The 24,196-nt window shown below is 54.7% G+C and carries 21 protein-coding genes; 13 read left to right on the forward strand and 8 right to left on the reverse strand.

Translation table 11 applies throughout. The features are described 5' to 3' along the window. Window positions 1-8: 8 nt before the first annotated feature. Window positions 9-3,260: a DEAD/DEAH box helicase family protein gene (locus G7069_RS02500; RefSeq protein WP_166293946.1), complete on the forward strand. Its 3,252-nt coding sequence runs from the start codon at window positions 9-11 to the stop codon at window positions 3,258-3,260. 46 nt (window positions 3,261-3,306) lie between these two features. On the opposite strand, the gene G7069_RS02505 is transcribed toward G7069_RS02500, so the two are convergent. From G7069_RS02505 to G7069_RS02520, 4 genes are all read right to left on the reverse strand, one after another. Then, window positions 3,307-4,107, reverse strand: a complete 801-nt coding sequence (locus G7069_RS02505) for an HNH endonuclease (RefSeq protein ID WP_166293949.1) — start codon at window positions 4,105-4,107, stop codon at window positions 3,307-3,309. Window positions 4,108-4,321: 214 nt separating this feature from the next. Further along, window positions 4,322-4,825, reverse strand: a complete 504-nt coding sequence (gene radC, locus G7069_RS02510) for a DNA repair protein RadC (protein ID WP_240912611.1) — start codon at window positions 4,823-4,825, stop codon at window positions 4,322-4,324. A gap of 314 nt (window positions 4,826-5,139) precedes the next feature. Beyond that, window positions 5,140-5,997, reverse strand: coding sequence for a hydrolase or metal-binding protein (locus tag G7069_RS02515; protein WP_240912612.1), 858 nt, complete (start codon window positions 5,995-5,997; stop codon window positions 5,140-5,142). A 10-nt stretch (window positions 5,998-6,007) separates the two neighbouring features. Then, window positions 6,008-6,982 carry a lambda-exonuclease family protein gene (locus G7069_RS02520; protein ID WP_166293951.1) on the reverse strand — a complete coding sequence of 325 codons (975 nt, stop codon included), beginning with the start codon at window positions 6,980-6,982 and terminating at the stop codon, window positions 6,008-6,010. Between the two features lie 893 nt (window positions 6,983-7,875). Here G7069_RS02520 and G7069_RS02525 point away from each other — a divergent pair. The 3 genes from G7069_RS02525 to G7069_RS02535 all read left to right on the forward strand — a co-directional run bounded on the left by G7069_RS02525 (window position 7,876) and on the right by G7069_RS02535 (window position 12,656). After that, window positions 7,876-8,952 carry an ATP-binding protein gene (locus G7069_RS02525; protein ID WP_166293953.1) on the forward strand — a complete coding sequence of 359 codons (1,077 nt, stop codon included), beginning with the start codon at window positions 7,876-7,878 and terminating at the stop codon, window positions 8,950-8,952. Between the two features lie 52 nt (window positions 8,953-9,004). Continuing rightward, the gene (locus G7069_RS02530) at window positions 9,005-11,395 is read left to right on the forward strand and encodes a S8 family peptidase (protein WP_205758733.1); all 2,391 of its coding nucleotides are present in this window, start codon (window positions 9,005-9,007) and stop codon (window positions 11,393-11,395) included. A 415-nt stretch (window positions 11,396-11,810) separates the two neighbouring features. Next, window positions 11,811-12,656 carry a methylated-DNA--[protein]-cysteine S-methyltransferase gene (locus G7069_RS02535; RefSeq protein WP_166293957.1) on the forward strand — a complete coding sequence of 282 codons (846 nt, stop codon included), beginning with the start codon at window positions 11,811-11,813 and terminating at the stop codon, window positions 12,654-12,656. Here G7069_RS02535 and G7069_RS02540 read toward each other — a convergent pair. Next, window positions 12,643-13,185 carry an NAD(P)H-dependent oxidoreductase gene (locus G7069_RS02540; protein ID WP_166297445.1) on the reverse strand — a complete coding sequence of 181 codons (543 nt, stop codon included), beginning with the start codon at window positions 13,183-13,185 and terminating at the stop codon, window positions 12,643-12,645. The genes G7069_RS02535 and G7069_RS02540 overlap by 14 nt on opposite strands. A 152-nt stretch (window positions 13,186-13,337) precedes the next feature. Between G7069_RS02540 and G7069_RS02545 the strand changes: the two genes are divergently transcribed. Genes G7069_RS02545 through G7069_RS02555 form a run of 3 tightly spaced genes read left to right on the forward strand, consistent with a single transcriptional unit; the run spans window position 13,338 to window position 17,924 of the window. Further along, window positions 13,338-14,630 carry a TolC family protein gene (locus G7069_RS02545; RefSeq protein ID WP_166293959.1) on the forward strand — a complete coding sequence of 431 codons (1,293 nt, stop codon included), beginning with the start codon at window positions 13,338-13,340 and terminating at the stop codon, window positions 14,628-14,630. Between the two features lies 1 nt (window position 14,631). Beyond that, entirely contained in the window at window positions 14,632-16,752 is a 2,121-nt protein-coding gene (locus G7069_RS02550; RefSeq protein WP_166293961.1) for an ATP-binding cassette domain-containing protein, read from the forward strand. Further along, window positions 16,749-17,924 carry an HlyD family efflux transporter periplasmic adaptor subunit gene (locus G7069_RS02555; protein WP_166293963.1) on the forward strand — a complete coding sequence of 392 codons (1,176 nt, stop codon included), beginning with the start codon at window positions 16,749-16,751 and terminating at the stop codon, window positions 17,922-17,924. Before G7069_RS02550 ends, G7069_RS02555 begins: the two co-directional genes overlap by 4 nt. A gap of 9 nt (window positions 17,925-17,933) precedes the next feature. Here the strand turns inward: G7069_RS02555 and galU are convergent, their stop codons facing one another. Then, window positions 17,934-18,836, reverse strand: coding sequence for a UTP--glucose-1-phosphate uridylyltransferase GalU (gene galU / locus G7069_RS02560; protein WP_166293965.1), 903 nt, complete (start codon window positions 18,834-18,836; stop codon window positions 17,934-17,936). Window positions 18,837-18,936: 100 nt separating this feature from the next. Between galU and queD the strand changes: the two genes are divergently transcribed. Then, window positions 18,937-19,302, forward strand: a complete 366-nt coding sequence (queD, locus tag G7069_RS02565; protein ID WP_166293967.1) for a 6-carboxytetrahydropterin synthase QueD — start codon at window positions 18,937-18,939, stop codon at window positions 19,300-19,302. 110 nt (window positions 19,303-19,412) lie between these two features. Continuing rightward, window positions 19,413-19,826, forward strand: coding sequence for a phasin family protein (locus G7069_RS02570; RefSeq protein WP_166293969.1), 414 nt, complete (start codon window positions 19,413-19,415; stop codon window positions 19,824-19,826). A gap of 139 nt (window positions 19,827-19,965) precedes the next feature. On the opposite strand, the gene bioD is transcribed toward G7069_RS02570, so the two are convergent. Then, window positions 19,966-20,619 carry a dethiobiotin synthase gene (gene bioD, locus G7069_RS02575; protein ID WP_240912613.1) on the reverse strand — a complete coding sequence of 218 codons (654 nt, stop codon included), beginning with the start codon at window positions 20,617-20,619 and terminating at the stop codon, window positions 19,966-19,968. Between the two features lie 40 nt (window positions 20,620-20,659). Here bioD and G7069_RS02580 point away from each other — a divergent pair, with 40 nt between their 5' ends. Further along, a complete protein-coding gene (locus G7069_RS02580; protein WP_166293971.1) occupies window positions 20,660-21,142 on the forward strand; it encodes a GAF domain-containing protein in 483 nt (160 codons plus the stop codon). Between the two features lie 4 nt (window positions 21,143-21,146). Here G7069_RS02580 and G7069_RS02585 read toward each other — a convergent pair whose 3' ends face one another. After that, window positions 21,147-22,760, reverse strand: coding sequence for an oligopeptide:H+ symporter (locus G7069_RS02585; protein ID WP_166293973.1), 1,614 nt, complete (start codon window positions 22,758-22,760; stop codon window positions 21,147-21,149). 117 nt (window positions 22,761-22,877) lie between these two features. On the opposite strand from G7069_RS02585, the gene G7069_RS02590 reads away from it, so the two are divergent. Genes G7069_RS02590 through G7069_RS02600 form a run of 3 tightly spaced genes read left to right on the forward strand, consistent with a single transcriptional unit; the run spans window position 22,878 to window position 24,177 of the window. Further along, window positions 22,878-23,300 carry a hypothetical protein gene (locus G7069_RS02590; RefSeq protein ID WP_166293975.1) on the forward strand — a complete coding sequence of 141 codons (423 nt, stop codon included), beginning with the start codon at window positions 22,878-22,880 and terminating at the stop codon, window positions 23,298-23,300. Continuing rightward, window positions 23,297-23,950, forward strand: a complete 654-nt coding sequence (locus G7069_RS02595; RefSeq protein WP_166293977.1) for a DUF2178 domain-containing protein — start codon at window positions 23,297-23,299, stop codon at window positions 23,948-23,950. Before G7069_RS02590 ends, G7069_RS02595 begins: the two co-directional genes overlap by 4 nt. Beyond that, window positions 23,947-24,177: a helix-turn-helix transcriptional regulator gene (locus G7069_RS02600; protein WP_166293979.1), complete on the forward strand. Its 231-nt coding sequence runs from the start codon at window positions 23,947-23,949 to the stop codon at window positions 24,175-24,177. Before G7069_RS02595 ends, G7069_RS02600 begins: the two co-directional genes overlap by 4 nt. Window positions 24,178-24,196: the final 19 nt, after the last annotated feature.

The raw sequence follows: 24,196 nt of genomic DNA on the forward strand, positions 1-24,196 counted from the left end.
GAAGCCCCATGCACCCTAGTTTCAACGATACCGCCCACCGTGAGCGCTATTTCGAGGAATACATCGTTAAGCAGCTGTCTGCACGCGGCTGGCGCGTGGGGGAGGCTTCTAGTTACGACCAGAACCATGCGCTCTACTCCGAAGACCTCGTCGAGTGGGTGCAAACAACGCAGCCCAAGCGCTGGGAGAAGCTGATAGCGAGCAACGGTGACAGGGCGTCGGCCACCCTAATGAACCGGTTGGCTCAAGCGCTAGAACGGGAAAGCACGGTCAACGTGCTGCGCTATGGGATAAAGATTGCGGGTGCGGGTGAGATCGTCCTGAGCGAAGGGCAACCGGAAGACAATCGCGATCCGTCCGCTTGGGAGCGTTACAACGCAAACATCCTGCGGGTGGTTCCCCAGTTGATGTACCGCCCTGGCAGCAAGTTGGCCATCGATCTCGTGTTTTTTATCAATGGCATTCCAGTGGCGACGGTTGAGGTCAAGACGGACTTCACTCAGTCTGCATCGGCGGCTGTAGAGCAATATAAGAATGACCGCCTACCTTTGGATGCGACAACACGACGCCGGGAGCCGCTGCTGACCTTCAAGCGCGGTGCAGTCGTTCATTTCGCGATGTCAGATAGTGACATTCAAATGTGCACAAGGCTCGATGGAGCTGACAGCTATTTCCTGCCATTCAACATGGGCCGCAATGGTCGTGGCGGAAACCCGATTCGCGAGGATGGCGAATATCCAGTTGCTTATTTCTGGGAACAGGTCTGCCAGCGTGATAACTGGCTACGAATCTTCCACAGCTTCGTTTACACCGAGAAGAAAGATGTGGTGGACCTCTCGGGTAATCATCACCTGAAGGAAACGCAAATTTTCCCGCGTTACCATCAATGGGACGCCGTCACCAAGATGATTGCCGATGCCAAGGCCAATGGCCCGGGCATGACCTACCTCTGCGAACATTCAGCCGGCTCTGGCAAGACCAGTACTATCGCTTGGACTGCACACGACCTCATTCGGCTACGCACTTCGGACAAGGGCGAACCCTACTTCCATTCCGTCATTGTGGTCACTGACCGCACTGTTCTTGATAAGCAATTGCAAGACGCCGTGCAACAGATTGACCACCAAAGGGATCTAATTGCCGCTATCGGCGAAAAAGACACGGGCAAAAGTAAGTCTGCTGAACTGGCCGACGCGATGGAGCGTGGCACGCCAATCATCGTTGTTACGTTGCAGACATTTCCTTTTGCCATGGAGCAGGTGCTAACCAACGGCAAGCTGAAAGATCGAAACTTTGCAGTAATCATTGACGAAGCTCACACGAGCCAAACCGGATCCGCCGCCTCAAAGCTTCAGGCAACCTTGGCGTTGCGAGATGCTAGAGAGATGGAAGGCCTCACCGTCGAGGAACTTCTCGAGAAGATCCAGCAATCCCGAGTACGTCCCAAAAACGTGAGCTACTTCGCCTTCACTGCCACACCCAAACATGCCACGCTCACGCTGTTCGGTCGCCCCGCCGACCCTACACGACCGGCCAGTAAAGACAATCTTCCGGAGTCCTTCCATAAGTACCCGATGCGTCAGGCCATCGATGAAGAATTTATCCGCGATGTCTTAGATGGATACCTGCCTTATAAGACTGCTTTCAACCTGGCGGAACCGGCCAAAGATGGAAAGCGTGTTGCACCGAAATCCGCCAAGCGCGCGCTTGCCAAGTGGCTCAATTTGCATGCGACAAACGTCACCCAGAAGGTAGAGTTCATCGTCGAGCACTTTGCGGCAAACGTTGCGCCACTATTGGGTGGTACCGCCAAGGCCATGATCGTAACTTCATCGCGCGCCTCTGCCGTCCGCTACAAAAAGGCATTTGATGCGTATATCGCGGCCAACCCAAAACACAAAGCCTTTTACGCTTTGGTTGCATTCTCCGGTTCTCTTTCGGGTAAGGATGTTGTTCATGCTTCCGATGAGCAATTGAAGAATGATCCGTTCTCAGCCCAAGAGGACGAACAATTTACCGAAGCTTCAATGAACCCTCGTGAGTACGGTAGCGACCTTCGCACAGTTTTCGACCGACCCGAATTTCGCGTAATGATCGTCGCCAACAAGTTCCAGACGGGCTTCGACCAGCCTAAGTTGTGCGCGATGTATCTAGACAAGAAAATTGCCAACCCCGTCGAGATTGTGCAGACCTTATCTCGTCTCAACCGGTTCTCACCTGGAAAAGACAGCACCTTCATCATTGATTTCGTCAACGAGCCTCAAGCCATTCTGGACGCTTTCGCTAAATATGATGCCGGCGCTCGAATTGTTGATGTTCAGGATCCCAACGTTATTTACGACCTGCAAGCGGATTTGGATAGAGCACGAATCTATACACGCGAGGAGGTCGCGGCGTACGCGAAGGTGCGGTACAAATCGGCGGCTGCGTATGCTGCCGGCGAGCAGGCTCAACATCGAGATCTCTATGCGGCCACGAGCACACCCACTGAGCGCTTTAACGACCGGCTGAATGTTGAGAGAAACGGGATCCTTGCGGCCGAGTCGGCGTACGAGGCGACGAAAGCACTAGGCAACGAGGCAGGAATGAAGCAAGCGGATGCGAACCGCGCATCGCACGCGGAGGCGCTGCAGGTCCTCATTGACGTCAAGTCTGGACTGACGCGGTTTAGCTCCCTGTATACCTATATTTCACAAACGATCGACCTAGGTGATCCAGAACTTGAAGCATTCGCAAGCTTTGCCAAATTGCTCTCAAAGCGACTAAACGGTGTCCCGCCAGAGCAGGTCGATATATCTGCCTTGACGCTGACTGGATTCGATTTGAAGCCGCAGGACTATTCGCCCGATGGAGACCCGCCAGAGGAAGAAGCCATTATTCTCAACCCTATTGGAGCGAGCGGTAGCGGCCAAGTGCCGCTGCCGGTTTACTTGCGCCAGGTGATTGCCCGACTCAATTCAATATTTGGTGAGACCACGCCCTTGAGTGACAAGGTTGCCTTTGTAAATCACGTAGCGGACATTGTTCGCGAAGATACCAATACCGTTGCACAGGTTGCAAATAACCCGCGCGAAGTTGCGCTGACCGGCAATATTAAGGGGGCGGTGCAGTCTGCTGTAGTGCGCGCGATGCAAGCGCATCTGGCGCAGGCAGAGCACGTAATGAAGTCGGACCAACAGGCAATGGATCCATTGGTCGCTTTCATCTACGACATGGTCAAATCCGGGCAGAACTTAGACCTATCCGGCATGGCGGGTTGACCAACAAAGAGAACCGGCAAGAGTTGCTTGGTGATTGATGAAAGCTCTAGACGTTCTTACCGTACCGTTTCACTAAAGCTGTAAGTTCTTCGATCGAAAGGGCCGGCGACTTTCGATGGAGCATGGCGTGACAATTTGGACAAACTGGTCGCAAATCATTGATGGGATCAACTTCATATTCCACACCAATTTCGCTTAGCGGTTTCAGGTGGTGCACATGAATAAAGTCCCTGCCGATGGCTCCATAGACGTACTCAAAGTGGAAGCTGCAAACTGAACAAGAGCTACCCCATTTCGCAACACACAACTCCCGCGCCTTGCGATCACGCTCGTAGCGATTGACCGTAACGCTCTTTTTGGCCCCTTCGACATAGACATCGCCGGGCTCGATCTCGTCCGGATACATCGACCCGAAACTCCCAGTACGCTCGTTCCAGATCGTCTCTAGCTTAGAGGCTGCCTCATAAGGCAGCTTGGTGCCGGATTGTTGTGCTCTCCACGCGGAAGGGTGAATGTCCAATAGCTCTGCGATATCAACTTTGACGCCGCCAATTGGATCGAACAGCTTTTCAAACTTAACGTTGACGAAGTAGGCAGTCTTTCCTGCAGTTGCTTCTTCTTCGTCAAAATGAGGTGACTCGAAAGGCTCACCTACGGTCGTACCGGAACCAAAAATGCCGCGTTCGCCCTTCCCTTGTTTGGTTAGAAAAACGCGAGAGTTTGGCGGGGTGCTCTTTATCGCCTTCCATGGAACTGTCTCTTCACCAGCTTCAATCCTTGCAATGTATTCAAGCAGATTGTCCCGGCTCCATTTTTCCGGATTCCACGTGAGTAGATAAGCGTCCATATTCCCCCTGAAGATTTGCTTGCTCTATCCACCCTAGACGATGGAATGCTCCAATTATCCAAAGATTCCGTCTCAGTTGGCGAGATTTGAGGCGCAAAAGGCGGCAATGTTCGTAGGTTGCCGTTCTATCAACTATCTGGCAGTCAATCCGCGCGTATAGCAAAGAAAAATTTGAACGTCGTTTCCAAAGGGGGAGCCCTAAGGCTCCCCCTATTCAAACCCAACCACGTTCGGCCAATGTCAATGTGCTGGTTCCACCTACAATCACGTGATCCAGTAGACGTATGTCGACCAACCCTAAAGCCTGCTTGAGTCGAACAGTCACCGCTCGATCTGCAGCGGACGGCTCGACATCTCCCGAGGGATGGTTGTGACCGACGATCACGGCTGCGGCGTTGCAACTGAGTGCCTTTCGAACCACTTCGCGCGGATGCACCTCGGCACCGTCGATGGTTCCGTGAAACAGTTCGGCCCACTCAATAAGGCGATGCCTTGTATCAAGAAACACTGCACCGAACACCTCTCGTTCAAGTCCCGCAAGTTTTTCACGAAAGTATTCCATGGCAGTCTTGGGATCTTTGAAAGAAGTACCTCTGGGCATTTGCTTGTCTACGACTTCCCTCGCCGCCTTCATGATCTGCTGTGGCGTGGCAGGTGAGTACCTGCAGCGCTGCCCTCTTACGTACAAACGACCCTCAACTTCTGCTGCCTGTGACACGGTTCACTCCTTTAAAAATAAGCGAGGGCGCCGAAGCGCCCTCAGTTGTCTACTCTTTATTGCCGAAAAAGATCAGCTGTCCTTGCGCATTCCGATTGCTTGCAACGTCATCCCCAGACCGTACAGCGCGAAGCCGTAGACAACGATTCCACCGATAATCTTGAACATCTTTTCTCCTTACTTACAAAGCCCAATCGTCAGTCGCCCTTTCAAGCCAGCGCTTTCAGATATCCAGTTGAGGCCTGTGGTTAGTGAGCAAATTCACGCTCGATGTTCACTGACCGAAAGTTTGGCCACCTGTGTCTCCAGCCGACCTAGAAGCCTCGACTGTCCGTCCGGTTCCGTTCCACCTGTCTTTGGCTGGCTCTCCATCGGGTAGAACTCTTCAACACAACCGCAGGCACATCCTCTTCCATCTCTTCAAACGCGCCATTTGCAAACCCTTCGCGCGCTACCTCATCCAAACGTGCTTGATCATGTCCCGACATCCGTCGATTCGCGTCCCGCTCGCGCGCCTCCGCGATTGCTTGTTCCAAGGTAAGCCCGGCACGCACCACCAGATCCACGTAATAGATGGCAGATCTGTAGCTCATCGCGGTGGATTTTCCACGCAACTTCAGTTCAAGCGGCATGCAGGACAAAAGTCCCCCTGAAACTGCATTCAAGTATTGAAGCCTTGCAGAGAGCGTTCGGATCGTATTGAACGACGTGGTGCGCAAGACGAATGTGCCGAGCGCATCTTCCTCCCCATCCCCAACGATCACGTTGAGTCGCGCATAGGGCTTGCACTCACCCTGGGCGAACTGACATACATTCGGACCCGGACACGGCAAGGACTCCACGCCATCTTTTCCTGACCGCCTACAGGATTCACCATTCCCAACACAGATGGGCCGACCGGTCGTACGATCAAACAGCGAGTAATCAGCACGCAAGTTGAGGGCGGAGTCGTTGAACACTAGGCGGACCGGAATCGACCGGAGTTTTCCACCACCCTCTTTTCGAAGCGAGTCATCAAGGGGATGAAGAATCCATCCGTCTCTGTTCTGCACTTGGCTTGTTAAGGTGAACTGATCGTCCTTTTCTGGCAGACGCTTGCCATTGCGCTCTACGACGCGCCCTATAGAAATTCGCCCAATGAGCGGGGGCGTGATTGCAAATCCTTTCAACATACAAGTCTCCTTATTTCGCGTTTTCGACAACTAGGAACCTTCGGGATCCGGGCTTTGTTGAGGTGTAACGAGCGACTATCTCAGGGTGGTCGGCAGCCAAGCGCTGAGCGTCGAGGCGAGTGCCGTCCTTTGAACGCTTGTACGTCACCTCACCCGAGGCAAAGGCAGCGCGCGTCGAGTCGCCAATGACCTCTTGCAAGTGTTGCTTCAAGCATTCAGCGCGCGCTTCTGTTTCTGCAGCCTCATTGCGAAGTGCCAGATAGTCTCGAAAATGACCAGACAGTTCGACGTTCTCGCTCAAATCGAGCGTTGCGCCAGAGTCACGCGGGTAGAGCTGACGCAGTGCGGACGCTGAAGACTCACTGCCGTCCGCTGGTGGTGGCGTATCGTTCTCGACATGCTCCCAGAAGCGAGCTTCCAACAAGACGAGCCGAGCGATCATTGCTTCATCTCTCAAAATGCGGTGAACCTCCAACTGTTGACCGCAGAGCAGCACGGCAACATCTGCTGCCTGGCGACCAGTCACGGCAAGCTGATGTTGTACTTGCAACTGGACGTACTCCGGCACACCGTCTTTCCATAGGCGAGATCCAAACTCTCCTGCCGTCTTGCATTCCAGGATCTGCACGTCCGGACACCCAACGACATCACGGTCTATGTTGGCCAGCATGAATGGAAAAACTGGGTGTTGAAGGACGGCATTCACTCGACGGACACGGTGCCCACTCTTCTCACCATACGCAGTGGCTACAAGAGGTTCCAACAACGTTCCCCAGTACATCGGAGAATCCCAGTTTGGTTTTCGCGGATCTGATTCCGCACGCCCAGTCTTTTCCATCCATAGTTCGAGTGGGCTTTTATAGGGGCATAGGCCGACCGCAGCTGCAGCATCAGAACTGCCGATGCCACCCTTTCGCACATCAAGCCATTGCTGGCGGTCGAGCGACTTCGTCTCGATCAATCTGAATGCTGCTTGTTTTTTCATTGATTCCTCCGTGGAAGCAAACAAAAAGCCCGGCCATTGGCCGGGCTTATTTGGTCGGGTTAGGTTGTAGTTGAGTTCTACTATTCTTGAAGCGAGGGGAATGCTCTGGAAGACGTTTTGTCCGGGTCAAACTTTGAGGGCTCCACGGTTCTTGCCCCTAGTGACGAGGCGGACTTCGGACTCCTCGGTCTTCCAATTCATTCCCGCTTACCTTTTTTCCACGTTTCTATCGGCTCTTTCGCTTCCGGCGTATACCTCAACCCATACCACCGCTTCTCGCCTGCATAGGCCATCGTTTGAACGAGAAGCATTTTCCTTCCTCCATATAGACGGCATGAACCACAGGTCCGGCAGATGCCGGGCGGTGTGACGCCACGTCGACGTCTTAATCACCCGGGAGCTTTACATCTCCGGCGCAGCTGCTCCTGAAAATCCGTCCTACCACCGCTATAGCCACCACTAACGCGCAATACCACGCGTCGCGTCTGCTAGTAGACATAAAACCTCCGTTGACTGGTGCAAGGATGCGCTGCACCGGACGCGAAGCGAGAAGATCCCGGATCGCAAGAGTGTTAAGGGTCTCAAAAATTTTTGACTCCACCAAAATTCCAATCTTCTGGCGCGCTCACCGACACAGGAGGACTTTTGTACAGACACCGCTGTGTCTGCGGGGATTTCCCGCCATCGCACCACTCTTTATTAACGGGCACAGCTGGCCGCGCTTTTCGCGCCGCACCCGCAGCACGCGCAGCAAATCTGCATCCTTTTGGCGCACGGCTCCTTTGGCTGCCTCTTTGATTGCCGCAAATTTGAGTATAGGTGGAGGACAAAACCACAGTGACGCGCTAACATCCCAGAGGGAAAAACGTCAAATCGTCCCCGAGCGTACTCCCATGGCACGTAGTGACCTACTAATATCCCTTGTAAGGGCCGCTTCTAGCGGTGACCAACTCGGTGTCCGCTCCTCTGCAGAGGCGCTTGCGGCGGATGAGCGCGCCAAAAATCACCACATCCTTGCAGATCGCTTGCAGCGCGCGATTGCCAACGTAACGGTGAGCTCTAACAGTTTACTTTCCCAGAAAGACTCTGCCGGCGGTCAAGGACGTGAAGCTATCATCGAGGTGCAGCCTCAACTGCAGATGGATCAGCTGTTGCTACCCCTTCCAGTCAAAGAGGGTGGCAGGCAACTTATCGAAGAGCACATTCGCGCCGACGTGTTGCGCTCTCACGGCTACGAGCCGAGACACCGCGTGTTGCTTGCGGGTCCACCGGGCAACGGAAAGACTTCTTATGCCGAATCGATAGCAGAAGCATTGGCACTACCATTGTTTGTAGTGAGGTACGATGCTTTGATTGGCAGCTATCTCGGTGAAACGAACGCAAGACTTCGCAGATTGTTCGAGTACGTAAAAACCCGCCCTTGTGTTCTTTTCTTCGACGAATTTGATGCAATTGGCAAAGAGCGAGGAGATACGAATGAAACGGGTGAAATTAAGCGTGTTGTTTCCTTCTTATTGATGCAGCTTGATCAGTTGCCTAGCTATGTTGTTGTGATTGCAGCGACGAATCATGCCGAATTGCTTGACCGTGCGGTTTGGCGCCGATTCCAGCTGAGATTGTCATTCCCTGCGCCGGACCGGAAGTCAGTTCAAGTCCTGCTGGATCGGATTACTTCTCGTTGGCCGGAATTGCCGAAGTTATCTCTCATCGCCATTGCGACGAAGCTCGGTGACGTGAGCTACTCAGAGGTTGTTGATTTTTGCCAGAACGTCCGGCGCCGACATATTCTAGGATTAGGTGGGATTAGTATCGATGAGGCGCTCAAGCTTGAACTTGAATTATGGACCGCTCGAGTTCGCCCACGGGGGACCGTGAATGGCGAGCGATCTGAACAAGCCGCTCTTGCGAGTGGTGCCGCTGCCTCAGGTCGCGCGTCGCGTCGGAAGGCCAGCGAACATCCCGAGACCTGACCGATACGCCGCCGCAGATCAACTCAGAAAGTTTGGCCCTAAGTTTGACCGTTTGCGCGAAGTTCTCGCGACCGACCCGCAGGGACTTAGTTTACGCACCGATCCGGACGCGCTGGCTCCTGAGCGGCTGTTGGTCTTCGAGTTGCGGGGATCGGTTAACGCTTTCGCTACTGCTATTTCCAATGTTATCGGTCTCGAGTTCATAGACGAAGATGGACTCGACAGTGACGAATCCGACCAAAAGCCAGTTGCATATCTTCTCGTTCCGGATATGGCTGCATTGCAGCAGATCGAATCGCTGTGGAGGCGATGGAATGCAGGGGAAAATTTAGGAAGAGGCTTTACTGCTTGGCGTGACGTGTTCGCCCAGCTACGCCAGCTCCGGCCATGGGGACCGCAAGATCGCGTAAGCGTGCAAGATTCAGTCACTTTTGCGGATGAAATTGACTTGCTCGCGGATTTGGAATTACTCCGCCTTGAAATTGAGCTTGTGTACCGGGAATCTGACACAGCTGCACAGGAAGCAGAGTCCTCGATCGAAGGAGAAGTCAAACAAGTCGGCGGGCACATTGTTTCAAAAGTGCGTATTAAGGAAATTGGCTACCACGCATGCCTCGTCGATCTCCCAGTTCGAGAAGTCCGGGCAATACTCGAACAGCGTGGCGTGGCTACTGTCGAAAGCGTAATGCACATTCGCCCCCAGAGCGTGGCTACAACGCTGGAGATCGATGACGCTGAGCCCGTCGGAGGCGATGTCCCTCAGATGGATCCCTTACACCAACCCATTCTGGCGCTGTTGGATGGGGTCCCGGTTGCGAATCATCCCCTACTTAGTCGGCATTTGTCCGTTGATGACCCTTTTGGACTTGAGCCGCTAACCGCGGTGGCTGACCGCAAGCATGGCACGGCAATGGCGTCGTTGATTGTCCACGGAGATCGCAATCGAGGCGGCCCAACCCTTCCGCGCAAAATACATGTACTCCCCGTGTTAATGGCGGAGCCAGGCCGCTCTGAGACGTTTCGTAGCGACCGATTAATCGTCGACCTGATTTATCAAGCGGTTCGCTCGATAAGGGTTGGGCCTGAGGCCAGCGCTCCAGAGGTAATAATCGTTAACTTGTCGCTTGGCAATTCACGTCAACCCTTCCATCGATCGTTATCTGCATGGGCAAAGTTGCTGGACCGTTTGGCGTATGAGCACGGAATCTTATTTATCGTCAGCGCCGGCAATGTGTGTGATTCATTTGATTTGCCTACCTTTTCGACGCGCACTCACTTCGAGGATGCTGACCCTGACGTTCGCTCGCGAGCAGTTTTGGGCGCCATTGGGGCATTGGTAGGACAGCGCAAACTGTTTTCACCTGCAGAAACGGTAAATGGAATCACAGTCGGTGCTTGCAGCACGGACGATGTACCTGCCGAGCATCGTGCGACCTCAAGTAGCGCTGTAGTCGCATATGCAGACCTCGAAATGGCCAACCCTTCGAGTGCCTTGGGCCCGGGCTATGGCACGTCTATAAAACCTGACATTCTGATGCCAGGGTCGCGCGAGCACCTTTTGATGCAAGGCAATATCACCGGAACGTTAAGAGTGTCGCCAGCGGGCCCGAGTCGAGCTGCTGGCTTGAAGGTAGCTGCACCGAGCTCGTCAAATGAACAATTCGAGTCCTACACCAGCGGCACCAGCGCCGCCGCAGCGCTCGCATCACGCACTTGCCATCAAATTCACGATGCTTTAGAAGCGGCCTATGGAGATGCCTTCCTCAACTTGACGCACCGTCACCGCGCTGTGTTGCTGAAGGCGCTATTGGCACACACAGCCCAATGGCCGCGAGGCACATCTTCAGTAATTCGAAGTGTACTTGGGCCATCGGATGGTAGACAACATGTCCAGCAGAAAGACAACATACGCCGCTTCCTTGGTTATGGTGTCGTTGATTCAGACGCGGCCATTGCATGCGCCGGTGATCGCGCAACTTTCTGGGCAACTGGTGAGATTGCCGAAAATCAAGTGTTCCACATTCCTATCCCAATTCCGCTTGCAATGGCCAACAAGTCGCAGCCTCACGCATTGGTTGCAACGACGTCGTGGTTCACCCCTACTAAACCGGGCAACAAACTTTATCGGGGCGTGAGATTGAAACTAATTAGACCAGATGGTTTAGGTAGCCTTGGTCTCGATGAGTCATTTCCAGACCAACCCGACGTAAACCAAGTGAGGCGCGGAACTCTTTGTCATCAACGTTGGGTTGGCGAAAGAGCTGCTGCAGTTCAAGCAGATTCGCAAATCGCGCTCGTGCTTCAGCGAGAGCCCGACCAAGCAGGGATGGTTATTGACGAACCTGTTCCATTCGCTGTAGCTGCTACGCTGACGATGCCCGGCGTAGTCGAAATATACGATCAGGTACGACAACGGCTGGGGATTGCATTGCCTATTAGGTGAGAGGTGTAGCTGAGAAGTGTGCGCGAAGCCCTACGGGCGCGTTTGAACCACTTCTAAAACACCGATTGGCGCGGGCTTATCTTGCGGAAGACTTCGAGCTAGGTCAGGGCAAGAAAGCAGGTGCTTCACGACCTCGAACCGCTTGCATAGTTTGAACCAGGGAGCATCCTTGGGGGCATGAAACGTAAGACTATTTCATATTTATCTTTTAATTCAATAGCTTGTAAATATTTTGCGAGAGCACCTATAGCCACCATTCATCGGTGAATGCGCGACGCAGCATTCCGAAAAGAACCGCTGAAATCAGCGGTTTTTTTGTGCGCGCAGGAAAGTGCGCAAATCCGCAAGAATCTGGATGCACACCGCACGCGATTCCGTCATCCTGCATTGGAACTCGACACAAACCGCGTAGCCAATGACCGCCGCCCCGCTTTCAGCCAGACATAACCAGCTTGTGCGCGCCGCATGCGAGCGGCTTGAACGTGACGACGCGGTTGATCTGGCAACGCTGGCGGCAGATGCCAACCTGAGTCCTTGGCACTTTCAACGTTTGTTCAAATCACAGACCGGCCTGACACCCAAGCAGTACGCGTCAGCGCGTCGTCACCAATCGATTCAAGGTGCGCTCAAGCAACATGCGCGCGTCTCGGACGGCATTCTTGAGGCCGGCTTCGGCAATCCAAGCGGGTTTTACGAGCAAGGCGCGAAACGACTCGGCATGTCGCCAACGTCTTTTAAACAGGGCGGCAAGGACGTTGAAATTCGTTTTGGCATTGCGCAGTGCACCCTTGGTGCGCTGCTTGTAGCGCGAACAGAGATTGGCATTTGCGACATTCGCATGGGTGATGACGCAGAAACGCTCGTACACGCCTTCCAAGATGTCTTTCCAAACGCGGTCCTCCTTGGCGGCGACGAAGCGTTCGACACCTGGATTGCCAAAATCGTTGGTTTGATTGAAGAGCCCAGTGCCGCATTGGACTTGCCGTTAGATATTCGCGGCACTGCTTTCCAAGAGCGCGTTTGGCGTGCCCTGATGCAGATTCCGCCAGGCACGACTGCCACCTATGCCGAGATTGCCGAACGAATTGGCAGACCGTCGTCGGTGCGCGCAGTCGCCAACGCGTGCGGCGCAAACAAAATCGCGGTGGCCATTCCATGCCACCGCGTCGTGCGAAGTGATGGCTCACTTTCGGGCTATCGCTGGGGTGTGGACCGCAAGCGCGCGTTGCTCCTTAAAGAAGCAGCACTCAGTGCGTCTTGATCCATTCAACCAGGCCTGCCATATAGCCTTGCAAGAAGTCCTTGCTATGCGCGCCGATTTCGCCATCGACCACCAAGCCGTCTTTCCACGTTAAGTAGATTTCGCTGCCGGTGTAGAGCGGCATGTCCAAGTAATTGACGATGTTCCTCAGATGAGACTGTGCCAAGGCGGTCCCGATTGCGCCGATCGAGACGCCAATGATGCCGACGGGCTTTTTCGCCCAAACGCTTTGGCCCCATGGGCGCGAGCCGATATCGATTGCATTCTTCAAGACGCCCGGCACGGATCGGTTGTACTCGGGGGTCACGAACAGGACACCGTCTGCGTCCTTAATCGCTTTGCGCAGGCGGACCATGCTTTCTGGTGAATCGGAATCACTTTCTTGGTTATAGAGCGGCAGATCATCAATCTGGATCCAGTCAAATTCGACGCCCGCAGGTGCCAGCTTGGCCATTGCTTCGGCGACTTGACGGTTGAATGAGTCTTTACGGATGCTGCCAACAACAACTGCAATTTTTGTAGCCACGATGAGGTGTCCAGTGCTTGAAAAGTCGTGGCTAGTATGGGTTGCAAGAGCGCTGTTTTGAGCGAAATTAGGGTGCTGTTTTTAGGACGATCCGTTTCAGAACGCCCGTTTCTACGGCTATGATGAGCGCTCAACCCTCATCTTGTGAACCGCCGATGCGTGGACCCAAGCGCGCCCCTCGTTACGCCGCCTTCCTCGGCGCGCTTCTAGGCACATTCGCCATGGGCAGTGGCATGGCAGCTGTAGGCGACAAGATCCCCGGCCTTGAAACGCTGATCCTTGAAGCGGTGCGCGAGAACCCGGCCGTGGCAGCAGCCATGACTGAAAGCAGTGCAGCCAAGTCTGAAAAGAGTGCGGCCAAAGCGGAATGGCTTCCTTCTTTGACGGCACGCAGCGAGGTCCGCAAGACGGGCGGCACCGGTGTTTTGCAACTTGATCAACCGATTTGGTCATTTGGACGCATTGGCGCAACCATCCGCCAAGCGGATGCCAATTTGTCCGCGTCTTATGCCGTCACCGACCAAACGAAATACGACATTGCGCTTCGAACTGTATCGGCATGGGAGTCATACGCCTCTGCGTCTTTGCAAGCGGAAGCCATCACGCGATACATCGGTGAACTCGACGGCTTCAACGGCATGATGACGCGGCGTGTTGCACAAGGTGTTTCTGCACGCATCGAATTAGAGTTGGTGCGCTCACGCATTGAACAGGCACAAGTCGAGCTAGACGGTGCTGAAACAACACGCAAGCTCGCGATTGCACGTCTTTCACAGTTAACGGGCAGCCCGTTTGACAACGGACAGCGTGTGGATGACACACACATTGAGCGACTGCTCGTCCATGCAGAGCAGTTCAGTGAATTAAGTGCGGAACGGCTGGCTGATGCGAGCAACGACTACCCCAGTGTGCGCGCAGCAACCTATAAAGCAGAGGCAGCAGAACAAGCGAGCAAAGCAGCGAAAGCTGCGCGATATCCTTCCATCTATTTGCGCGGCGTGCGCGAATTCGGTCCCGGCCGCATTGAGGCAAACAATGGTGTTGCCCTCGGTCTGCAATACAACCTGACCCCCAGTCAATCCATTTATGGGTGGCGCGGTTCACAGGCACGCGCAGAAGGCGCCAAGTTGAAGATCGAAGGCGAACGTCGTTTGGTGACTGAGTCGCTGCAAACAGAAATGCAAACCTTGATTGGCGCTAAGAGCCGTGCCAAGTCTTTGGCTGCGGCACGTGTCGGTGCAGAAGCAGTCAAGCAATCTTATGCGCGTCAATTTATCGCTGGCAGAAAATCTTGGCTTGAAGTGTTGAACGCTTTGCGCGAATCCGAACTCAATGAAGTCTCAATTCATGCGGCGCAAGTCAGCACCGTTGCCTCGTACTATCGTTTGCAGCTGCTGATGGGTTTACTGCCCTGGCAACAGCCCACCACAGGGGAACAACGTGGCTGAAATGGATCACAGCGCCTTAGCTTGGGCGCTTTCGGAATACGCACAACGATCAGGCACTTCGTTCGATAGTGTGCGCTTGCATGTTGCTTTGTCCAAAGTCAAAGACGCATCGTCTGAGCGCGATGCACTGAATGCAGTGACGCAATCACTTGGCATTCGTAACGCGGCCATAGCGAAGGTACCGGACGTCGTTCTTCTGCCCATGCTGACCTGGCATGCAAATCGCGGTTGGGGCGTCGTCATTGATCGCACTCCCGATGGCCAATGGCATGTCCTTTCGCCAGATGAAGAGTATTGGGCGCCTGAGGTCGAACTCGTCGACCGCACCGCGACCCTCGCTTTACAACAAGGCAATGGCGATCCCAAGATCACCCACTCTTTCTCGCAAGAGTTGCGCGAAGCCATTCGCGAGCATCGCGGCATCTTGGGTGAAGGCGTCTTTGCATCACTGATGCTGGGTCTACTCACTGTGGTGACCTCGCTCTATTCGATGCAGGTGTATGACCGCGTCATTCCGACACGAAATGGCTACACGCTTGCCGTGCTGTGTATGGGCGTGCTGATCATGGTGGTCATTGATCTCGCGGTGCGATTCTCGCGTGCGCGCATTATGGACACGATGATCATTGGCATTGATGCCAAGTTGTCGCGACAAGTCTTCCAAAGACTGTTGGCCGTGCGATTAGATCAATTCCCAAAGAGTGTGGGCAGCCTCGCTGCGGAGTTGCGCGGCTATGAAACGGTGCGCAGCTTCTACACCGCGTCTACCTTGTTTACCTTGGCTGATTTGCCAGTATCGCTCTTATTACTCGCATTGATTGCTGTCATTGCTTCGCCAGTCATCGCGCTGGTTCCTTTGACGGCCGCAATCATTGCACTCGCCTTGGGTTTCTACTACCGCAAGCGTTTGAATGAATTGGCGTCGAAATCTGCCGCTGACAGCTATATGAAAACCGGCGTGTTGGTCGAGACCGTCGAAGGCATTGAGACGATCAAAAGCGGTGGCGGCAACTGGAAGTTCCTTTCGCGCTGGATGGAACTCACCGGGCGCTCGATCCACAACGATTTGAAGTCGCGTCACGCTTCGGAAAATCTTGGCTATTTCACCAATACGCTGCAACAGATCTCTTACATCGGCATCATCACACTCGGCGCTGTGCTTGCCATCGATGGCGTGATCACGATGGGTGCATTGATTGCCTGCTCGATCTTGGGCGGACGCGTGATGGCGCCGATTACAGCGATCCCCGGACTCTTAGTACAGAAGTCCTATTCAGACGCAGCGCGCAAGGGCATTGATGCGCTCTATTCGCGAGAGGTCGACAATCACGCGGTCGCACGCCCGTTGACGCCGGCCACGTTGACGGGTCAGTACCGATTGGAAAATGTGGGTTTCCGCTATTCCGAGAAAGACCCACCGATCGAAATTCAACGCTTGGAGATTCAACCCGGCGATCGCGTCGCAGTAGTCGGTCGCATTGGCTCGGGCAAGTCGACACTCTTGCGTCTCTTGTCGGGTCTCTACAAACCGCAACTCGGCAAAGTGTTGTTGGACGGCCTCGATATGGCGCATATCTCCGCCAACCTCTTGTCTCGCAACATTGGCTATCTGCAGCAAGAACATCGTTTGTTCATGGGCACCTTGCGCGAGAACTTGTTGATTGGTTTGCCGGATCCGCCAGACGCGTTGCTACGCGATGCCATGATAAAAACAGGGCTGATTCACCTCGTCGCAAACCATCCGTTAGGTATCAACCTGCCGATCAGCGAAGGCGGCAAGGGCTTGTCGGGCGGACAAAGACAGCTGGTGACCTTCACGCGCATTCTGCTGATGAATCCTTCGATTCTTCTACTCGATGAACCCACTGCTTCGATGGATGACGCGCAAGAGCGTCAATGCTTGGCGGTGCTGAAGGAACATATGGATCAGGAAGATGGTTTGAAGCGTACGTTGATCGTTGTCACCCATCGCACCTCGATATTGCCCTTCGTTGATAAGCTCATCGTGATGAGCGACGGCAAAGTCGCGATGGCAGGCGCCAAAGATGCTGTGCTCGATGCCTTACGTGAGAATGAGAAGAAGCGCGCCACCCAAATTCAAGTGCAGACCCCGAACCCATGAACCAGCACGTCTACGATCACGATGCACCACAACGGACTCGACGCGCGCGCTGGGTGCTTTGGACGACCTTGGTCGGCCTGCTTATTTTCTTTATCTGGGCGGCTTTCGCGCGCATCAATCAAGTTGCGCACGCACCAGGCACGGTCATCGCAAGCGCGAAGACGCAGATCATCCAGGCACCTGATGGTGGCGTGCTGACCAAGTTGCTGGTGAAAGAAGGCGACACGGTCAAAGCCAATGAACTGTTGGCGCAGTTGGAGCGCGAACGCGCACAAGCCGCTGTGGATGACACGTCGTCAAAGGTGGCGACGTTACAAATTTCTGTCGCACGCCTTGAGGCCGAAGTGTACGAAAAGCCATTGGTGTTCCCGGACGACATGGAACGCTATCCGGCACTCGTGCAAGCGCAACGCGAGTTGTACAACAAGCGTAAGGCAGCCATCGACGGACAACTGGCTTCACTACAGAAAATGGCCGTGCTTGCGCGCCAAGAACTTGCATTGAATGAGCCGCTGCTCGCCATGGGCGACGTGAGCCAAGCCGATGTGATTCGACTTCGTCGACAAGTGGCAGACATCGAAGCACAGATGACCAATGCGCGAAACAAGTATTTCGAAGACGCGCAAACGCAGTTGTTGAAAGTGCAGGAAGAGCTCAACTCACAGACAGAAGTGTTGCGTGACCGTAGCCAATTGCTGGAACACACGGACTTACGCGCGGCAATTGGTGGCATCGTCAAAAATATCCGCGTCACGACACTAGGTGGCGTATTGCGCCCCGGTGATGTCTTGATGGAGCTGGTACCTACGGGTGATGACTTGGTTGTCGAAGGCAAGATCAGTCCGGCGGACATTGCATTCATCAAGGTGGGTCAAGCGGCACACGTCAAATTGGATGCTTACGACTATTCCATCTTCGGCGCGATGCAGGGCACGGTGATTTATATCAGTCCGGACACGTTGACTGAAGACACCAAGAATGGACCGCTCTCGTTCTATCGTGTCCATGTCCGCATTAGCGGCAACGAATACAAAGGCAAGACAAACGAACAAGTCGAGATCCGTCCGGGTATGACGGCACAGATCGATATTCGTTTGCGTGATCGCACGGTGCTTTCTTACCTCACCAAGCCGATCACCAAGATGCTCAATCAATCGCTAGGCGATCGTTAACCGATCGCCTCAATCGTGCTCGATGGCACCCAGTTCATTGAGCGCTTTTTGCATCGCTGCTGACGCGCCTTCGCTCAGTTTTTCGTTATCCAGCGCAAAGCGAATAGTCGCCTCAATCAAGCCCAAGTGGCTACCGCAGTCAAAGCGCGTGCCTTGGAAGCGATAGGCCAACACGGGCTTTTCCTGTAGCAACGCAGAGATCGCATCGGTCAGTTGAATTTCGCCGCCCTTGCCAGGCGCCGTGTTCTCCAACAAATCAAAAATACGTCCATCCAAAACGTAGCGACCCACCACGGCGAGCGTGCTCGGCGCTTGGTCAGGTGCAGGTTTCTCCACCATGCTGTGTATAGCACCGCTACGACCATCGAACGCCGGCGCATCGACAATGCCGTAGTTTCCGGTGAGCTCGCGCGGGACGTCTTCGACCGCAATCACACTCGCGCCCGTGCGTTCTGCGAGGTCTGCCATTTGTGCGAGTGCAGGTGACCCTTGGCGATTCCATATCAAGTCATCCGGCAGCAGGACGGCGAACGGTTCATCGCCCACAACCGGTCTTGCGCACAATACGGCGTGACCCAAGCCACGCGCTTCTGCTTGTGTCACAAACACTGCCCGCACATGCGAAGGCAGCACGCTACGAATCAATTCCAATTGCTCGGTCTTGCCTGCCGCTTCCAACTTGCGTTCGAGTTCGTAGGCCGTATCGAAGTAGTCAGCCACCGAATGCTTATAACGATTGGTGACAAACACCATGGTGTCGCAACCCGCGGCCACGGCCTCGTCGACCGCGTATTGGATCAGCGGCTTGTCGACAATCGGCATCATTTCTTTCGGGACCGTCTTGGTCGCCGGCAAGAACCGGGTGCCTAAGCCCGCGACAGGAAACACCGCTTTGCGAATCCGTTGTGCCATTCGACTGCATTCCACTCAAAGTATTTGTGCATCCCAGATGTTAAGGCCTGACGCTTGAAAGCGTGCGTGGCGTATCCTTGTGCGCGAAACGGGAAAAGCTATGGATCTGTTCAAATCATTCACCTTTGAAGCGGCGCACCACCTGCCCAATGTGCCGGCGGGGCACAAATGTGCGCGCCTGCACGGACATTCCTTCAATGTCGAAATCCACGTGCGTGGGCCAGTCGGTGAAGTCACAGGCTGGGTGATGGACTTTGCGGATCTCAAAACCGCCTTCAAGCCGCTGTACGACCAGCTGGACCATCACTATCTCAATGAGATCGAAGGCTTAGAGAACCCTACGAGCGAGCGTCTGGCCGAATGGATTTGGACCCGCTTGAAGCCTGAGCTGCCCCAGCTGTCTGAGATCGTCATTCGTGAAACCTGTACCTCCGGGTGCCGCTATCAGGGCCCTGCCGCCACCTGAACGCCTTATTTGGCGCGCGCCCATGGCGTGTTGCATTGCAGCAAAGAACGCGTTATGCTGCACCGCACAAGTTGGTAATTCCGCCAACCTACATAGCCTGGAGTGTCCTCATGTACACGCAAATGAACGACCAAATCGCATCGAATACGCGCCAGTACGCTGATACTGCCGCTCAAATCAACCGCATCGCCCTGCAAAATGCAGAGCGCGTGTTTGCCCTGAACGTGGAAACCCTGCAAAGCAACACCAATGCAGCGTTTGCATATTTCACCAAGTTGCTCGAAGTGCGCGACTTGAACGACCTGCGCGAAGTCGTGCCGGCCGGCGTGCAAGTGGCACGTGAAAACATCGAACGCGCTGTTGCCGCTGGCCAAGAAGCCTACGCCGGCACGCTTAAGTCGAACGAATCCATCGGCCAATTGGCCAAGGGTCAATTCGAACAAGTGAAGGGCCAAGTCGAAAAAGCAGCAAACACTGTTAAAGCTGAAGCCGAAAAAGCTGTGAAGAACGCTTCGAAGGCCTAAGTCTCGATGTGATCTCTCACCGAGATCTACACGATTCAAAAAGCCCGGTCTTGTACCGGGCTTTTTTTATGCGCCGTGATTGTGCGCATCGAGACGGCTGTGCACGCACAGCGATTCACGAAGCCGCCGCAGCCTGCGCTTAAGTGGCCGCGTCAGCATCGAATCTAAGCACCGCCATGGGTGGTTGTTCGAGCACGCGCGTGAGGATGTTCAAATTGTCTGCAAAGGCATCCATGTTTGGATCGATTTCATTTGCGATCCAGCCTGCCAATCGGCAGCCGTCGCCCAAAATCGCTCGCGCAGTCGCGCGCGCCTGATGGACACAGCCCAGACGCACACCGACAACCATGATCACCGGCAAGTCGAATGCGTGGACGATGGCCTTCTGATCCATCGAGGCCGTGATCGGCGAGAGCCAACCGCCCACGCCTTCTACCAACACATAGTCGCTGGCCATGCGAAGTGCGGCGTACGCCTTTTCAATCGGCGGTAAGGTGATCTCAACGCCGTCATTGGCCGCCGCAAGTTCTGGCGCCAATGGGTCGCGCAATGCAAACGGATTGATCGTTTCATAAGGCACCCGCGCATCGGCCGCAGCGATCAATTTGAGTGCATCTTCGTTTCTAAGGCCGGACGCGGTGCGTTCACAACCACTGGCGACGGGTTTCATACCGAGAACGCGCGCACCCTGCCCCCGCCAATGCCGAAGCAGCGTGGCGGAGACGTGCGTCTTGCCAATGCCCGTGTCGGTTCCAGAGACAAAGCAGTCGAATGGCGCCAATGCGTCTAACACTTTCAGGTTTCCGTCGATATCCGCTGATAGACTTTGAATTATGTATCAGCATGAAGAATTGCAGGGCAGCAAGCCCGAACGTTACGCCCAGCTCTTGGAGATGGCGCGTCATTTGATTCACGACGAAAGAGACCGGTATGCCAATGCCGCGAACCTTAGTGCATTGCTCTATATGCACATGGCGGATGTGAACTGGCTCGGCTTTTATTTCTATGACGGCAACGAGCTCGTTGTGGGACCCTTCCAGGGCAAACCCGCGTGCATCCGAATTGCCTTGGGTCGTGGCGTGTGTGGCACCGCAGCTGAAACCGGACAAACACAACGTGTGCACGACGTCGAAGCGTTCTCAGGCCACATCGCCTGTGATTCTGCTTCACGCTCAGAGCTTGTGATTCCTTTGAAGCGCGGCAATGCCTTGGTCGGCGTACTCGATATCGACAGCCCGATTGTGGGCCGTTTCGACGAAGAAGACCAAAAGGGCTTGGAAGCGATTGCTGCGCTGTACGTGCACAGCATTCGCTAATCGATCAAACCGCCGCGCGATAGTTGTCCTGCATCTTGTATCGGCGTGCGTACAGCGCGAAGCCGAGTGCAGCGACAAACGCAAACGCTGCAAAGAAGAACATCAAGAACGCGTTTTCACTGAAGCCGGTGCGCGATATATTCGCAAGCACCGCTTCATTGCGCACGCCGGCATTGGTGAGCAAGACCCACAAGCTACCGAAGGTGCTGGTGAGATACCAGAACGCCATGATCACGCCCTTCATCGCTTGCGTAGCTTGGCTATAGGCAAATTCGAGTGCCGTCGCTGAGACCAGCACTTCGCCAAAAGTCAGCAAGAGATACGGCAACACTTGCCATGCCAATGAAGTGGACGCGCCGCTGTCGATATTCAATTGGATAAAGCCGGCAATGATCCACGCAAAGCCCGCGAACACGATGCCCCAGCCCATGCGCTTTAACGGTGTCGGATCAAAACCCATTCGACGCAGCAACGGGTAGAGAATCAAGTTGTTGAAGGGAATCAACAGCATGATCAGCAAAGGATTGAGCGCCTGCATTTGTGCAGGCTCTTTGACCAACCAGCTCGGCCACCACCACGCTTCGTGCGGCACGTGCATCGTGTTCCCTTGCAAGACCCAAGTTGACGCCTTCTGATCGAACAGCGACCAAAACGGCGTCGTCAATGCGAACACGATCAGAATGCGCAGAACGGCACGCACGCTGTCGACGGCTGCATCCGGATGCGCACCGCGTGCGCGATCCAACTGCATCGACACACCCGCGCCACCGAATGCGATCAACACACCCAGGGCAAGACAGGCACTCACCACGAAACCAAAATCATTCGACCAATAGGGTAAGTCGATGCCGCCCCACGATTGCGCAGCCCAACTCAACAGGAAACCGAGGGCGACGACCGCGCCAAGCAGTGCGGTGAACCGCCCCGGATTGCCGCGACCTTCGGCGTTCGTTGTTAGCGCGGTGCGCGCCACGTTGAAGAAGCTATGAGGGTCTTCGCCCCGCGTCGGTGGGACGCGAACATAGTCTTTACGACCCAGCCAGAACAACAACGTCGCAATGCCCATCAAGATGCCGGGTATGCCAAACGCGACGGCGGCGCCGTAATTACGCAAGAAGATTGGCATCAACAGCGATGCGAAGAAGCTACCGAAGTTGATCGTCCAGTAGAAGAAGTCGAACACGATCTTCGCCATGTGTTTGTTCGATTTATCGAACTGGTCACCTACAAAACTCACGACCAAAGGTTTGATCCCGCCGGAGCCCAAGGCGATGAGCAACAAGCCCGCGTAAAACCCTTGCCGGTGACTTTCAAAAACGGCGAGGCAGGCATGCCCAAGACAGTAGATCAGCGAGAACCACAAGACGGTGTTGTACTTCCCAAAGAATCGATCGGACAGCCACCCGCCGAGCAAGGGAAAGAAATACACACCAATGACAAAGCTATGAAACACCTCTTTCGCCATCCCGGCCCGCTCGGACTCGGGGAGGTACATCAGCAGCGTCGAGACAAGGAACGGGGTCAGGATGTTGCGCATGCCATAGAAGCTGAAGCGCTCGCAGGCTTCATTGCCCATGATGAAAGGGATTTGCCTAGGCAGGCGTGCGGCTGTCGTCATTCGGTCAAGGCTTTGTGGGGGTCATTGACATGGACTATAGCCTGAGCAAGAAACAGCTTGACAAGTCAATTTGACTATATGTAAAGTATTTCTTACATCAAGTAAGAAGTATCCGACATGACACACAAAGAACGCGCCGCGTGGCTGTTTCTGATCGTTTTTCTGGTGACCTACATTCCGTACTTCACGCTGAGCGGGCTCCGAGGCCTACCGACCACCATGCCCGGATTCGAGCAATTGTGGCTCTACGGCATCACGGCCGTGATCCAAATGGTCTTGATTGGCTTGGGTTATGCCTGGTTCGCGCTGCGCTATCGCAGTGATATGCGGGCCCCCACGGATGAACGTGACCTCGCCATTGAATTCAAAGGCATCCGTTCGGCTTATTACGTCCTGCTTACCGGGGCCATTTTTGCCGGCATCTACTTGCCCTTCGTAAAGACAGGCTGGGACATCGTCCAGTCAATGATCTTCGTCATCGGCTTGGCGCAAGTCATCCATTTCGGCAGGGTCGTCATCGGCTATCGGAGGAGCGCATGAGCACGTTCTTGAATCCCCGTACGCGTCTGATCTTGAGCCTTCTGATCGCCGGCGTCGGATTATGTTTGTTCTTCAGCGGGGTCTATCGCAATTTCGAACCGTCGACGGGCTTCATCGGAACGATTGTCTTCGCCGCCGCCGTGTGGTCCTCTGTCGCGGCGATTCACACCACACCCGCGAGTGAGGCGGAACAACGCATCGCGCCGGGCGAATGGAAGGCATGGGTGGATATCGGTTTCTTGACAGCCATCTTGGCTGCCATGGCGCTGGCACTGACCGTGCCGCACGCGAATGTGCCGCTTGGTGATGATCCCGACGCCAACCGTTTCGGTCGAATGCTCGTCTCAATCTTTATTGCGTGGGGCATCGTGAGCGCCATGTTGCATAGCCGCTGGGGATCGAAGGTCACGCAAGACGAGCGTGATGTGCAGATCGATTTGGCGTCGACGCGACTCTCACTTCACATGATGGTCTGCGGCATGGTCGCGTTTGCGATCGGATTGGTCGCCAACCCCATCGATCGGATGCAGTGGCTGAGCTTTGGCTTGATCGCCCATATCTTGATCATGATCATGGTGGCCGCGCACCTCATCGGAAACATTGCGCAAGCGGTACGCTACACCCGCGAACGTTGGGTGGCAGAGGCATGACCACAGTCCCGTTCACCAACGCGATTCGCAGGCTCCGATTCGAACGCGATGAAATGACGCAGCAGGCATTGGCGGATGCCTGCGGCGTCACACGCCAAACGATCAACGCACTTGAGGCCGGCCGTTATGGTCCATCACTGGAACTAGCCTTTCGCATCGGCCTGGCCTTGGATGTGCCATTGACGGATGTTTTCCAATGGCAACACACAAACACGACTGCGTCTTGAGCCGGATGAACGATCGTCT

This window comes from Lysobacter sp. HDW10, from assembly GCF_011300685.1.
Taxonomy (GTDB): domain Bacteria; phylum Pseudomonadota; class Gammaproteobacteria; order Xanthomonadales; family Xanthomonadaceae; genus Solilutibacter.